Origin of the sequence: uncultured Nitratireductor sp. (genome assembly GCF_913053745.1) — a bacterium.
GTDB lineage: Bacteria > Pseudomonadota > Alphaproteobacteria > Rhizobiales > Rhizobiaceae > Nitratireductor.
Genome location: NZ_CAJXGF010000037.1, coordinates 1 through 13,018, shown reverse-complemented (window position 1 = coordinate 13,018; position 13,018 = coordinate 1). Strand labels below are relative to the sequence as shown.

Below are 13,018 nucleotides of genomic sequence, written 5' to 3'. Positions count from 1 at the left end.
CGGAATGCTCCTTGATCTTGACCGCAAAGAGATACGCACCCTCCAACGCGGGCGCAACCTTGCACGATGCGAAAAAGAAATTGATCGTTCGGTGACGCTGGAGCGGGTAGCGGGAATCGAACCCGCGCGTTCAGCTTGGGAAGCTGACAGGCTACCATTACATCATACCCGCGCAGCGCGCATTAATCCGCGACCCGCGGCCCGGCGTCAAGCGGGTTTGTGACTGGGGCGCGGTTGTTGTGGTGCGGGCTGGTTTGAGGGCGATTGCTGCTCGCCCGACAAAGCGGCGTAAGAAACGTGGACACATTCCGAAACCGATTGCCTGGCGCATATCTTTGATCACCGTAGCAGGAGAACTGAATATGACTATACAGGCACGCTCTCCGAATGAGGAATTTTCGGAGCCGCACGGGGTTCCCATTAAAGCCGAACTGGCGAGAGACACTGACTGATAGATTGGTTTAGGAAATGTCCGGTGCTGTCCGTCACCAGAGGGCAATATCGAGCCGCTGAACCTCCTCCAGATTTTGGTGGAGTCCGTTGACCACGGAGACGGATGAATGAAGCGTTCACGGTGCACGGAAGAGCGGATTACAGCGATCCTGAAGGATGTTGCCGCAAGACAATGGTGACGCCAGGCGGGATGCGATGGCGCACCTCTGCCAAATTCACGGTGTGAGTCGACCTCGGGCGTGTGATGTGCTTGCAGCCGGCCGAACGAGCGTGCGTTATCGCAGCATGCGTCCGGACGATGCGGCGGCGAGAGCTGCAATCGCAGGTCGGGAACGCATCAGCCGGCGGACGGAAACGAGACGGTGGGATGGGTTGAATTTTCGACTTGCGGGCATTGGGCCGCATTCAATCTGAAGTCCTGCGTCGCCTCTTGCGCATGCGATATATCAAGCGTCGCCTCACGCCGATTGCCGTATCTACCAATTCACTCAAGATAGTGGGAGATGAACCGTGGGCGAGAGTCGGACTATCTTAAAAAGAAATCCTTAGCACCGCATCGCCAGCAAGTTCCCGACGATCGGAAGACAACACCGCTTCACCACCGATCTCCAGCACCGCTCTTCTTGAAAGCCCGAAGGACGTATTGGCGCGAAAGCGGAATCGATCTCGTGCTTCCGCAAGGCCTGTCGTCACGAACCCGCTCGCAGCATCAGGAAACGTTAAAGCGGCTTCTCCTCCGGTATCGCCAAACAAACGTTCATAAGCAAAGGACAGTGATGCGTGAGTTTGAATGTCGCCCAAATGCGCACTCCCGCCGATTGCAACGCCGACTGCGGTGAGACCTCGCGAGAAACGCTGCGCATCCGACGAGAGACCAAGCGCACCGCCACTGTCTTCATCAAATGCGCTTCGAAAAACCTGATCGGTTTCGGCGCGCACAAAAGGCGATATCGTGGCCGGCATTTTCAGCCATGGCAGAAATTGATTGGCATCAATGCCATAGCGTAACTCTGCGGCGGAGGACATTGTCACTGCCCTGTAGCTGCTTTTGGCCTCGCGATCGACCGATCCGAATGCGATCGGACGCGAAGCGTCAACGAATTGACTGGCGAGCGAAAGGGAGCCACGCAGCGACCATCCAGGCCGATGATCGGCTGCGCCGGCGCGAGCGTAAACACCCAGATGAAGACTTTCAGCGTCGGCCGTTTGCTCCTGTACAGAATGCGTCATGCTGCTATGGGTGAAACCGACCGCCGCGCCCGCCACAACCGGTGAAGTCAGTTCCGTTGCTGCGGTGAGATCACTCTCGACGCCGAACGCGACGCCCGTGCCGGCGATACGCCAGCCGGCATTTCCGGAGGATCGGCCAACCTCTATATCCGAGCCGACTCCCCTGACCCAGACAGTGGTCGGCGCCTGTATTTTCGAAAGCTCCTTTTCTTCGAAGGCCTCAGCGATGCGTCTGTCAGCCTTGCCGCTGTAGGCCAGGCTTTCCACCTCGGCGTCCGACGAGAGGTCGTAACCTCCGCGAAACAACAACAACCGGTTAAAGCGGCTGGAAGCATCGGCAAGCATGACCAGCCCATCGGAATGGATTTGTCCTCGCAGCGCGTCGAGGGCTTTCGCGAGAGCTGCCGGTTCCGTGAGCGCATAGAGTTCATCGGTGACAAACCTGATGTCCCCATCGCCATCAAGAGAGTCCAGCGCATGGGCGAGGAGCAGGTCGCGAGGGTTCAGGTCAGCATCGACAACTTCCAGATAAACATCGTTTGAATCGTAAGTTATATTCATGTTGTTCAACAATGAATTGTCGATCACATCGGAGAATTTTCCGACAAGGCCGTTGTCCGATTCAAGTACTTTGTATTTTGTTCCGGAGCTATAAGAGTTCTTTTTGTCGGTCAGCTTGGCTTGAACGAACGCTCCCTGCAGATGCGTGGATCCGCCGACCTTCAGCAGATCCGATGTTCCGTTCGCAGCCAGCTCGACCTCGAGGGCCGTCCCGTTGCGAAACGTGGCGTCGTTCTTGATTGTCAGAACACCGATGGAATTCCCCGGAGCGACGAAGCCGCCAACGCCAGAGGTTGAGGTCGTAAGATTGACCGATCCCAGGTGCCCGGTACCGCTGAGCGTTCCATCATGCATTACGATGAAATGCGTACTGCTCAGATCTCCATCGACCGCCAACTCGCCGGCCTCGACCCGGAAAGTGCTGATCTCATCGTTATTGCCAGAAAGAGTCCACTTCGAGTCGCCCGTTTTGATGAATTCCTCGAAGTTCAGGTAACCTACATTTCCTGGGTGAGAACCGTTGGTATCGATACGGCTAATGTCGAAACGATCGGAGCCCGTGCCCGCAAAATTGATCGTGTCGCTCCCCGGACCGCCCTGAACCATCCCCCTGATCGAGAAACCGGGATGGAGCTCCAGAGTATCCGAGCCCGTGGACAGATCGACGGCGACCGTGGTCGGATCGGGAACAGTAACGGTCCCGCCGACGGCGAAGGTGGTTCGAATGGGACTGCTGCCCATCGGGTAGTCCCGAAATGCTTGTGATTGACTGGCCTTAATTTCGGCACCCGGCGCGATGAAGACGTTCGCCTCAGCATATCCGCCAACGGCATTATCCGTCACAATGAGAATTGTTGGAGACCCTCTCGAAAAGGTCTGGAGTTTTCCGCCGGTTACAGCCAAGTTCAACGACTTTCGAAAGTCGATAAAAACAGCATGCGCCGGATCGCCAAAGGCGATGATGTCGGACGCCGTTGTGACCGAAACGTCTCCGCTGCCGCGATGGATGGCTTCGATTCCGCTGGCATTGCGCATTTCCAATGTTCCGGATGGGACATTGATTGTCAGATTTGCTTTGCTGGCCTGATTTGCAATAAGCGCCTCTATCCCGGCAGATGCCCCGAGACGCGCATGATCCCGATTGATGTCCACAGCACCGTCGATGGATACATCTCCAAGTCCGGTCTGATAGATCTCGATGCCGTGGGGGCCGTTAACGTCAATCTTGACCGTGCCTTTTGACTTGATCGTCAGTGGGTCGGTGCTACTCGAAGCGGCGTTCAGGAGAAGCACGCCCAGGCCGCTAATGCTCAACGGACTGGCGCTTCCGTCCAATATAAGAAGAAGATTGTCCTGAGTATATTTTATGCCGTTTGTGAAATCTTTTCCACCAGAGCAAATGACCTCATTACTGGAACTCGGATGCCCACATTCTTCATCCGCATATGCCATCGAAGGAAAGTAAAAACTCACAAAAATTGCCTTTAAAATTAAGGCTGAAGTGAAATTCAACGGAAAAAATATTTAATATTATTTTTTATATATAATATAAGAAACCTAACCACCTAAATTTCTCCCCCAAATTTTCTCACAACCTTATTTGTTTATTTTATTGTTATTTCTTCAATAATCTCATTATTAATATTACTTGCAACATACCGCATCGTCGCCGACACCACGCCAGTCGATTTTCCAGGCAAGCCCGCACCCAGTCCGGTATCGAGCTTCGACAACAGGCCTGCTCTCCATTCTGGAGCCGTAAAAAGACCTAGCACCGGAACCCGTTGAAGTCCCCGTCTCGGAGAAGCCGGACGGCGCCCACCACATCTTTCTTATATCATTTTTTTCAGGATTTTATCATTTGCCGCAATCTTCAGTCCCCACGCCGTAAGTATCAGTGCGGAGAATGCCAATCATCGCCCCTTACGCAATGCGCTTGATCGGCCCGGCCCTGCGAGAAATATAGGCAGCAAAATTCGGTTCCCGGACGATAAAATCCGAGACGAGACGGGTTCGCCGGGAAAAGCTCCGAATGCATCCGCACCGAAGCCATGACTGCAACGCTCGCGCATCTTCAGAAGGAGAACATCGGCCGAGGAGCTCGAGATTACGACGGCCCATGGTTGTGGCACCAACTTAAACTGTGCCTGTCGGGACCCGTTATGACGGAGCGGCGCCTCGGATTGTTATCGCGCACCTGTGCATCAAGCGGTCCCGGTATCGAGGCGGAAGACTCACCGTCTTACGAACCGCCGATTGGCGTCTTTTCTACAACGCCTTCAATTCAACAACTGACTTAGAAACTTCTTTGTGCGTTCGTTCCGTGGATCCTCGAAGAATTCTTTCGGCGGCCGCGTTTCCACGATCTGTCCTGCATCCATGAAAACCACGCGGTCCGCAACCCGGCTGGCAAATCCCATCTCATGCGTCACGCAGATCATAGTCATTCCATCCTTCGCAAGAGCGTCGATGGTGTCGAGCACCTCGCCAATCATTTCCGGATCGAGCGCCGATGTGGGCTCATCAAACAGCATCATCCGCGGTTTCATACACAGCGCGCGCGCGATCGCGACACGTTGTTGTTGACCGCCGGATAGCTGGCTGGGGTATTTCTGTGCTTGCTCGGGAATGCGGACTTTTTCCAGGTAGTGCATGGCTGTTCGCTCGGCCTCCTGGCGCGAAGCCTTCAAAACGTGGACCGGGGCGAGTGTACAGTTCTGCAGAATTGTCAGATGGGGAAAGAGGTTGAAGTGCTGGAAACACATCCCAACGCGAGACCGGATTTGATCTATATTCTTCAAATCGTCGGATAGCTCGATACCGTCCACATGTATCGACCCGGAATCATGTTTCTCCAGCCGGTTCACGGTGCGTATGAGTGTGGATTTTCCGGAACCGGATGGCCCGCAGATCACGATCTTCTCGCCCGGTTCAACTGAAAGATTGATGTCTTTCAGGACAGGAAAACTACCGTAGGATTTACTGACATTGTTTAATACGACCGCTTCGGTCATCTCTTTACCCCCCTGTACGTTTCTGCAACTCCGGCCCGTTTGTTTCTCATGCGAGATCGGCTTTTGACTGCCGACGCGCCACGATCCCCTGCAGCATCATGAAGAGCGAAACGATGATGAGGTAATAGACAAGGGCAGCGGTGTACCATTCGACGAAGCGGAAAGTGGCGGCGATCGAGTCATTAACGACTGCCATTATTTCGCGCAGCGAGATCACGTATGCCAAAGAAGTGACTTTGAGCACATTGATGAACTCGTTGACCATGGGCGGCAATGCGATCCTCAGCGCCTGCGGCATCACAACGAGGCGGAAAGTCTGGAAACGCCCCAATCCGAGTGCCTGCGCCGCTTCGCCTTGCCCCGGCGCGACAGAGCTGAGAGCGGAGCGCATAATCTCAGCCATGTAGGCGATGGTTATCAGCACCAGCGAAACCGTCGCCGCGACAAATGGCGTGAACCAACTGGATTTCAGCAAAGCCGGAAAGAGCTGTGGCGTGCCATTCCAAACGAACAGAAGGATCAGGATCACCGGCGCCGCCCGGAACACCCATACATAGAGCTTGGCGGCAATATTGCGCAGTTTCTTCTTCGACCCCAGCCACAACGCCATTGGCAGACAGGCGAAAAACGATATGACGAAAACCAGCACAGTGAGAACCAACGCAATACCGGCGCCGCGGATCATTGCCGGTGTCAACATCGCTTCGATGAAAAGTTCGAACGAGAACGCCATCTCAGCCCCAATGACTCAGGAGTCGTAATCGACGTCGAAGACGGCTGGATCGATGCCGTATTTCGTCGCGAGATCGTCGAAGAACCCGTCAGCCGACAACGATTTAAGTGTGTCACGCACGGCGGCGGCATCGGTGTCGCTGGGCCGCATGTAGATGCCGTAAGTGAAATCGGATTTCCACGTATAGGCGATGCGAAATTGATCCCGCGCGCCGGCGACGCGATAGGCTCCCTCCGCTTCCTCGGTCAGCGTGGCGGCGGCGCGTCCGATAAGAACCTGCTGATAAGCACCCTGTTGCGCCGGATAGAGCGTGATTTCCACTTCCGGCTTATCGGCTTCCGCCAGTTCGGCGTTTAGCGGGTCGATGCGCTCCTGCTGATAGTAAGAGCCTGCCTCCAGAGCAACGGTCTTGCCGCTAAGATCAGCCGGTTCGGATATGGTGTCATTATCCGCTTGGGTCACCATGACGGTGGCGGAACGCATATACCGGATGCCGTCATAGGATTCACGCCGTTCATCGTTGATATAGATGCCGCTGATGATCAGGTCGCAACGCCCAGCGCCAAGGCTCGGCAGAAGTCCGGCAAACTCGGTTGTCGTGTAGCTGGTCGTGGCCCCGAACTTTTCAGCAATCGCCTCCGCCAAGTCTACATCGATGCCCACCGGCGTGCTGTCGCCAGCGTTTTGCTTGAAAGTCAAAGGTGGGAAGTTCGCAGTCGTACAGACGGCGATCTCGCCGTCTGATGCGAAACTGGGTTCAGCGGCAACCGCAGCGCCGTTTCCCAATACGAGGAGCGCCGTGGCGACATACACCGGTGCAGATTGAATAATCATTCCTTGCTCTCCTTGAACGTTTCGAGAATCTGGCTCCATTCCGTCGTATCGAAAGCTGGAAGCAGCAGCGGCTCCACATGCCCGTCTCTGCGGGCCGTCATTACGTATTGCAGCATTGATGCGACGTTGGGCATTTCGAATATCTGGACGAAATCATACCCGCCCAGCACGGCGTAGAAGGCAATCGATCGACCGCCGACCGCTGCGACCCGCTGTTCGCTGACCTCGCGCCGCCTGGCGCTGTCAGTCAGCTCGTCCAACCCTTTCTGGGTCAGTTTCATCAGCGATATGAACTTCAGTTTACTCTCAGACTGGACTTCAAGCGTGTTCATGCAGATTGTTCCTTCAAACGACGAAGCCCCGCGAGCACCGCCTGAGTGTCGGCAACGGTGCCAAACACTCCGTCCTCCACCGTCACCATATGCAATGCGGCATCGTGCGCGTATGCGTCACCGCTGGCACATCCGTCAGTGACGGTCAGACATTGAAAATTTCGGTCGCAGGCCTCACGCAAACTGGTGTGGACACAGACATCCGTGGTGCAACCCGTGAACAGAAGATGGGTTATCCCTTTCGCACGCAGAACGTGGTCCAGATCGGTATAGGTGAAAGACCCGTTGCAGGTTTTGTCCACGATCACATCCTCGGGACGCACATCGAGTTCCGGCACCAGCTCGAACCCTTGGCTTTCACGCAGAAAGACGTCGGTGTTTTCCATACCCGCCCGTTTTCGCCGCCACCGCTCATAAGGCGTCATGTCGGCCATATCGGCTCGATAGCCCTGGCGCGTATAAACGATACAAATGCCGACCTCGCGGCAAGCCGCCACCAATCGATCGACGTTTGGAAGAACTTGCCTGAGCCGCGCCGGATCATACCCCTTGCGGGCAAAATAACCGTCTGGCGAAAGGAAATCACGCTGCAGGTCGATGACGATCAAAGCCGTATTCTCAGCGTTTAGATTTCCGTCGTATGGGAAGTTGAAGGGTTCTGCCTCAATCATCTGACGGCTCCTTTTCAATTACGTTATGCAATGCGCCTGTGTAGAAAAAGCGATTTATTCTGACGGAAACCGTTCTATAATTCTAAACAATTATGCTTCGGAGCGCCCGATGATACGCCGCGTGCCCTATCTACAGTATTTGCCCGCATTCGACGCGGTTGCGCGGTGTGGCAGCGTGCGCACGGCGGCTGAACAGCTCAATCTCAGCCCCGGGGCGGTCTCGCTGCAGATAAAGAAGCTTTCAGATTCGATCGGCGTACCGCTCTTTGAACGGTCGGGCCGGGCCCTTCGGCTGTCATCCGCGGGAAAGTCCTTCGCCCATTCGGTGTCGTCATGCCTGGACCAAGTGGAAGCGGCCGAGCGAGTTGCACGCGAAAGCGCCCTTTCCGACGAACCCGCGATCCTACGGGTATCCATTCCCACTGGGCTCGGCGTTGCATGGCTGAGCGCAGCGCTCATCAGCTTCGCGCAGGAGCGCGGCGTGCCGGAGCTGACGATCAACGAATCGATCACCGCCCGGGAGGTCGACTGGCAGAACAATGACGTTGCCGTGGTTTATGGGAATCCACCATTTCCCGGTGTGCGCTGGGAACTCCTGTATAACGTCAAACTGCGCACAGTCTGTTCTCCGACACTTTTCCCGTTTCTCGAACTGCAGCGACGGAACCATACCCTTAGAGGCATTACGCTGCTGCATGAGGACGATGGATCGGAGTGGGACCGCTGGGCGATGGCGGCACGTACCCGTCTGGAGGGCAGCCAGTTTGTGAAAGTGGGATCGCTTGCCCAAGCGGTCGCTTCAGCCACTCAGGGCAAGGGTATCGCACTGGCGTCGGATATTCTAACCCGCACGCTTCACAGGGAGGGACGACTGATACAGCCCTTCAGCACCACGATAAAGGCGGCCGGCAGCTATTATATTCTGTTTCCGAACGATCGAGGCCTTTCAACCCGCATGACTTCGCTATTGCAGGATCTGATCGGCTATCTTGCCTCCAAACCGGACTAAGGCTTGCGTTTCAGGACACAACCGCCCGTCCTGCTCTTGAGGCAAACACCCAATCGATGAAAGCCCGTACAGTCCGGTCTTCCATACCGCCCATCCGGCAGACGACATACATCCGCTGCGTTCCGGAAACCTTTCGCGAGAACGGCGCGATAAGGCTGCCGTTTTCCAAAAGCGGCTCGGAAGTGATCGTGTCCCCCAGAGCAACACCCTGGCCGAGAACGGCTGCCTGCGTCGTAAGATAGGCATCGCTCATGGTAATTTTCTGACACTTCATCAGGCTCAGCCCGTCTGCGTCCGATAACCATGACTGCCATTCGCGATGATCGCCCGCAAAGAGAAGCCGGTGTTTGCTCAGATCACGAAGCGAACGCAACGGCTTGCTGTTGAGCAGAATCGGACTTGCGACCGGAAAGAGATAGACATCGTTCCAGCGTTTGACCCAGAGATCCGTCCAGGCACCATCGCCATATAGGATCGCAACGTCGAGTGTGGAGCGATAGATCGCCTCGGGGCCTGTCGCTGCGTCGATCCTCAAACGAAGCTCGGGATAAGTTCGAGCGAAATCGTCAAGCCTGGGCATCAGCCAGTAATTCAGAATCCCCGGAACGCAGCCAATTCGCAATTCACCTGTCATGACCGGACGTTCCAGCCCGGCCGCGGCCGAAATAATCTTTTCAAACGCGAAGGTGACCTCAGGAAGCAGTGCTGCCCCTTCACTGGTCAACAAAAGACCGCGCCCTGAACGCCTGAAAAGCTGGACTTGCAAGTAATTCTCCAGGGAGCGGAGCTGGTGGCTCACCGCACTGTGCGTGATGTTCAACTCACGCGCGGCAGCGGTCACCGATCCTGTTCGTGCAGTCGCCTCGAAAGCGCGAAGCGGATAGAGTGGGGGCAAGCGTCCTAGCATCAATATGTGATAATTATTCACATAAGAATGGTCAATATTGTCAATTGTGTTGCGGTTCAAATCCGGCGAGGTTTGTCGGAATACCGCACAGTCAACATTGAATGCCGAAGAAACAAGGAAGCGTCACATGAGTTGGAGTCCCGAGAAACTGGAGGCACTGCGTGCGACGTTCGAAGCGAAAACGGGCGGCGACATGGTCGACCCGAAACACCAGGAGATTGCCGACCACATTTTCTCGCAAGGCGGCAATCGACCGGCGCCATATGCCGGCATTCCCACATTGCTCGATGCACCCGCGCGCAGCGGCGACGACGCGCTTTCCGGTTTGCAAGTCGCCCTTTATGGGATGCCCATGGACCTCGCCGTGACCAACCGAAACGGGTCCCGTTTCGGTCCGCGTGCTCTACGCGCGATTGAGCGTGTGGGCCCTTACAACGACGCGCATCATACAGCGCCCCTACATCAGATGACCGTCGCGGATATCGGTGACGTTCCGTTCCGCAGCCGCTTCGATCTCGCGAAGTGTCATGCCGACATTGAAGGCTTCGTGGAACGGATTTGCAATGCTGGCGTGATCCCTGTGGGTGTGGGCGGAGATCACTCGGTTTCACATCCTGTGCTGCGCGTAATCGGTCGCGACCGACCTGTCGGCATGATCCACATCGACGCGCATTGCGATACCGGTGGAGCCTATGAAGGCGAAAAATTCCATCACGGCGGACCATTTCGCAACGCCGTTCTGGACGGGGTCCTGGACCCCGAACGGACCATCCAAATCGGCATCAGAGGTGCGGCCGGCTATATTTGGGAGTTCTCGCAAATTTCCGGCATGACAGTGATCGAGGCCAAAGACATTAACGGCCTCGGGCTGGACGCGATCATTGCCAAGGCTCGCCAGGTGGTTGGTGACGGCCCCACATACTTCTCATTCGACATCGACAGTCTCGATCCGGCCTTTGCCCCCGGCACCGGCACGCCGGAGATCGGTGGGCTAACGACACGCGAGGCATTGGCGCTGATCCGCGGTCTCAAGGGCGTGAACTTTGTCGGTGGCGACGTTGTCGAGGTTGCTCCCGCCTATGACGCGACGAGCAACACCGCGCATGCAGGAGCGCAGATGCTTTTTGAGTTTCTCAGCCTTCTGCAGTTCAGCCGCTCACTCCCGACGCCAGCCAGCTAGCCGGCGCGGACCAAAATACCGCGGCGGAAACGGTTCGGCCGTTTCCTGCCGCAATCAGTAGGTCACCGTTACAACCACGGTATCCACATAGGTTCCCGGTGAGGGTGTGTTTTGCGGAGGCACGCGGCCGTAAACCGTAAAACTCTGACCGGCGCCATTGCCGCTACCGGGAACCGTCGTTCCGACTTCGGTTCCCCATGGCTGGCTGCGCGCCGCATCCCTGTACAGCCCATAAGTTACAGTCTCGGAACCTTTCGTCATCTTACGCTCTGTGGGCGGCGCCCCTGCATTCCCCCCGTTCAAAGCGATCGTATAAGCACTGCCCGGGGTACACCTGACATCCACCTGGCCGGTTGCATCGACATTCGCGGCGAGCACGCCCTGCGAACCAAAGTCGATATCTTGTGTGCTGACCAGACAGTTTGCCGGAACCGTGGCCGATACCGTGAAGCTCGGCCGGACCACATTGCCAGCGGAGGTGCTGCAGTTATTCGAAGTGGTGTATCGATAGCGAAACTCGACATCGTTACCGGAAAAGGACGAGAGATAATTTCCAGGCGGTGCATTGGCCTGACCGCCAAACAGCCGTCCGTAGATGGGAATGGTGCCGCTGCCTTGTCCAAGCACGTTGAGGGTCAGTTGAAACGCTGCCGGACCGGGCGGGAAAGGCCAGGAATTGGACCCCCACACAACGCTGCGGGCGGAATTTACATAGAGCTGATAGTTGAGCTGATTTCCACCCGAGGCAAGCTGCCTTGCCGCGGCAGTCGCTCCTCCGCTGCCGCTTCCGATCCCCGCACAAACAAGAATACGATTCAGGGGCAGGCCACTGCAACTGACGCTCGTCGACGCCGAAGTATCGGTCTGCGCGCCGGACAAGGTGTCGATCTGGCCGAAATTCATTGCGGAAACACCGAAGCTGCAATTCTGCGCCCACGCGTGGCCGCTGACCAAGCAAGCGAAAAGCGTCACAGCGAAGACACGCCCACAAAGGAAGCTCATCCGCATGTGACACCTCTGATTGTCACTTGATTGCCCGGATCGGGTTTGTAGTAAAATTCCGCCGAACAGGATGTACCGTCGTCACGCCGAACCGTGATGACATTCCTGGGCTGAAGTCCACTCAGATAGACTTCGCCATCATACCCCACGACGAAGCCATCGCCGTTCTGAAGCTTGCCGGACAGGCCCACCTGTAGGGGAAGGCCATCTGTATCGACCAATTCCACAAGGGCGGCATGCGGAGAGTCCGAAACACCGAAATCGAGAACGACTCCGCTGCCATCGGCTGGCACCACAACTTCCTTGGTTGCCGGCACGCTGGCATCCACCGGAAGATTTGCCGGGTCGATGGATACGGTATTGCGCTCGTAGGAATTGAGGCGCGGGACAAGGATCTTGCCCTGCCGGTTTGTCTTGCCGACAGGCCTGTTCTGGTGTTCGACAACAACGTCCTGAGCCCCGACATCGACAACCGCGAACGCATCATCGATACGGTTTGTGGCGAACACGCCTCCACCTGCGACCGCGATTGCGCCATCGACTTGTGCCGTCGCTCGAATGTCGCCGTCATACTGTTGCACCCCTGCCTCGAAGCGGCCGAAAGACGCGCGATAGCTGGCCGATGCCGTTCGGTTCGGGTTGGCTCCTTCCGAAGTGCGAAGCCGCCAGCCGAAACTGCCGTTTTCGAGTTTCTCCGACTTGGCGAGTTCGACAAATCCATTCACACCCTCCGGTCCGCTTTCAACACCGGCCGTTGCGTTCACGTTGCGCCCAAGCGGGAAGGATACGCCAGCAAACACACCGAAACTGTCGTTGTCTTCCAGATCCGTGAACGCGCTGGCGTAGAGATTGCCATTGTCAAATATTCGTTGGCTGTAGGACAGGCTGAGGATCTGACTGCGATCGCCATCAGCGTCTTTCAGGTGCGCGTAGGAGAAGTTGAGACTGGACAAGTCGAGAGGCATGGGAACGCTGACAGCAATCTGATCGATGGCCCGTGGTACACCAGAGCTGAAAACTGGCAACCCACGCGGATCGGCGACCGGATCAGCGGTAATCGACGCGACATCTTCATAGGAATCGAACGCCCGC

General features: G+C 56.4%; 11 protein-coding genes and 1 tRNA gene. 2 read left to right on the top strand and 10 right to left on the bottom strand.

Going from position 1 to position 13,018, the window contains the following annotated elements:
• Nucleotides 1–98 precede the first annotated feature (98 nt).
• The 7 genes from QZ638_RS08320 to QZ638_RS08290 form a co-directional block, all read right to left on the bottom strand.
• Nucleotides 99–172: transfer RNA gene (locus tag QZ638_RS08320), tRNA-Gly, on the bottom strand.
• Between the two features lie 812 nt (nucleotides 173–984).
• On the bottom strand, nucleotides 985–3,756 hold the full coding sequence (locus QZ638_RS08315) for an autotransporter outer membrane beta-barrel domain-containing protein (protein WP_295808813.1): 2,772 nt from the start codon (nucleotides 3,754–3,756) through the stop codon (nucleotides 985–987).
• Nucleotides 3,757–4,523: 767 nt separating this feature from the next.
• Nucleotides 4,524–5,258 (bottom strand): amino acid ABC transporter ATP-binding protein, encoded by a 735-nt coding sequence (locus tag QZ638_RS08310; RefSeq protein WP_295808811.1) that lies wholly within the window; start codon nucleotides 5,256–5,258, stop codon nucleotides 4,524–4,526.
• Between the two features lie 46 nt (nucleotides 5,259–5,304).
• Nucleotides 5,305–5,991, bottom strand: coding sequence for an amino acid ABC transporter permease (locus tag QZ638_RS08305; protein ID WP_295808809.1), 687 nt, complete (start codon nucleotides 5,989–5,991; stop codon nucleotides 5,305–5,307).
• Nucleotides 5,992–6,006: 15 nt separating this feature from the next.
• Nucleotides 6,007–6,825 (bottom strand): transporter substrate-binding domain-containing protein, encoded by an 819-nt coding sequence (locus tag QZ638_RS08300; RefSeq protein WP_295808808.1) that lies wholly within the window; start codon nucleotides 6,823–6,825, stop codon nucleotides 6,007–6,009.
• Nucleotides 6,822–7,157 (bottom strand): GYD domain-containing protein, encoded by a 336-nt coding sequence (locus QZ638_RS08295; RefSeq protein WP_295808806.1) that lies wholly within the window; start codon nucleotides 7,155–7,157, stop codon nucleotides 6,822–6,824. Before QZ638_RS08295 ends, QZ638_RS08300 begins: the two co-directional genes overlap by 4 nt.
• On the bottom strand, nucleotides 7,154–7,828 hold the full coding sequence (locus QZ638_RS08290; protein ID WP_295808804.1) for an isochorismatase family cysteine hydrolase: 675 nt from the start codon (nucleotides 7,826–7,828) through the stop codon (nucleotides 7,154–7,156). The genes QZ638_RS08295 and QZ638_RS08290 overlap by 4 nt, the downstream gene beginning before the upstream one ends.
• Nucleotides 7,829–7,937: 109 nt before the next feature.
• Between QZ638_RS08290 and QZ638_RS08285 the strand changes: the two genes are divergently transcribed.
• Nucleotides 7,938–8,837, top strand: a complete 900-nt coding sequence (locus tag QZ638_RS08285; protein ID WP_295808803.1) for a LysR family transcriptional regulator — start codon at nucleotides 7,938–7,940, stop codon at nucleotides 8,835–8,837.
• 10 nt (nucleotides 8,838–8,847) lie between these two features.
• Here the strand turns inward: QZ638_RS08285 and QZ638_RS08280 are convergent, their stop codons facing one another.
• A complete protein-coding gene (locus QZ638_RS08280; protein ID WP_295808802.1) occupies nucleotides 8,848–9,744 on the bottom strand; it encodes a LysR substrate-binding domain-containing protein in 897 nt (298 codons plus the stop codon).
• A gap of 127 nt (nucleotides 9,745–9,871) precedes the next feature.
• Between QZ638_RS08280 and speB the strand changes: the two genes are divergently transcribed.
• The gene (speB, locus tag QZ638_RS08275; RefSeq protein WP_295808800.1) at nucleotides 9,872–10,924 is read left to right on the top strand and encodes an agmatinase; all 1,053 of its coding nucleotides are present in this window, start codon (nucleotides 9,872–9,874) and stop codon (nucleotides 10,922–10,924) included.
• Between the two features lie 54 nt (nucleotides 10,925–10,978).
• Here the strand turns inward: speB and QZ638_RS08270 are convergent, their stop codons facing one another.
• Nucleotides 10,979–11,926 (bottom strand): spore coat protein U domain-containing protein, encoded by a 948-nt coding sequence (locus QZ638_RS08270; RefSeq protein WP_366936220.1) that lies wholly within the window; start codon nucleotides 11,924–11,926, stop codon nucleotides 10,979–10,981.
• Nucleotides 11,923–13,018: fimbria/pilus outer membrane usher protein (locus QZ638_RS08265; RefSeq protein ID WP_295808796.1), on the bottom strand; the 1,096-nt coding region annotated here is incomplete at its 5' end. The genes QZ638_RS08265 and QZ638_RS08270, both read right to left, overlap by 4 nt.